Here is a 1197-nt window from a genome sequence, read left to right as displayed (position 1 = left end):
CGATAAACAGCAAAATCGGCACTGGCGATTGCTGCACCGCATCGATGACGTTTTTCAGGCGCTGTTCAAATTCCCCTTTCACGCCTGCGCCCGCCTGCAACAGGCCGAGGTCCAGGGTGCGCAGAATGACCGGTTTGAGGGATTCCGGCACGTTGCCCTCGGCAATGCGCAGCGCCAGGCCTTCAACCAGCGCAGTTTTACCGACGCCCGGTTCACCGACCAGAATCGGGTTGTTCTTGCGACGGCGCGAGAGAATGTCGACCATCTGGCGGATTTCGGTATCACGGCCGAATACCGGGTCAATTTTGCCCTCTTTCGCTTTGGCGGTGACATCGAGGGTGAATTTATCCAGCGCGTTCTGCAGCGCCGGGTTCAGTTCGCCTTCGCGGATTTCAGCCCCCACCGGGCGACCGACCATTTCAACATCGCTTCCCTGTTGGGCCAATTCTGCGTCCTGCTGCAAATCCGGGCGTTCGTCAGATTGTGCATCCAGCAGCGGGCGCAGACGTAAAAGCTGACTCATCCCGAGCGTCAGCAGTGGCCACAGACCGTCGCAGTGAGCAAGCCGTGGGTTTTCCGTCAGCGCCATCAGCAAGTGCTGGCTTCGGATACTTTCCTCTCCGGCAAGTGAGGCCAGCATCCAGGCTTCCTGCAGTAGTTTCTGTATCTCGGCGGATAACTTCGGACGGCTGCGTACCGAGCGCGGCTGATTATCCAGCCAGCCGAGCAAATCCTGCCACAGCGTATCGATATCCCACTCGTAGCGGCGTGCCAGCACCGTCAGGTCACCTTCCCCCTGTTCGAACAGCTTCAGCAGCCAGTGCTCAGGCAAAATTTCCGCATGAGCACGGGTCTGGCATAGCGAAGCCGCCCCTTCCATCGCACGGGCACAGTAAGGGTTCAGACGTCGCAACAGGATGGCTGGATTTTCCATGAATCTCTCTCTTTGTCGGTTCCTGGACACGCTACCGCCCCTCGCTGTTTCCCGTTAAGGGGACCAAAGCGCATACGGTCAGGCTGGCAGTTTGTGGGTTTCTTTGCTGAAAGCCCGTTTCAGACAGGCACTCAGCAAAAAACTGCGGACAGGAAACCCTGTCCGCATCGGGCTTACGCGGTGGCGCGTTCATTCCAGGAATCGGAATGAATGATGTTGCCGTCTTTGTAGGTCCAGGTGATTTTTTCGTAACGCAGTTCAAT

Annotated in this window: 1 protein-coding gene and 1 pseudogene; both read right to left on the bottom strand. The window is 57.6% G+C overall.

Going from position 1 to position 1197, the window contains the following annotated elements; genetic code table 11:
• A partial coding sequence (locus tag ACG0Z5_RS23740; protein WP_394451618.1) for an AAA family ATPase occupies positions 1-934 on the bottom strand: 934 nt, incomplete at its 3' end.
• 173 nt (positions 935-1107) lie between these two features.
• Positions 1108-1197 (bottom strand): annotated as a pseudogene (locus tag ACG0Z5_RS23735) (type VI secretion system tube protein Hcp); the annotation flags it as partial.

Source organism: Scandinavium sp. M-37, assembly GCF_043558715.1.
In the GTDB taxonomy this organism is placed as follows: Bacteria; Pseudomonadota; Gammaproteobacteria; order Enterobacterales; family Enterobacteriaceae; genus Scandinavium; species Scandinavium vulneris_A.
This window is presented reverse-complemented; position numbering and strand designations above follow the sequence as displayed.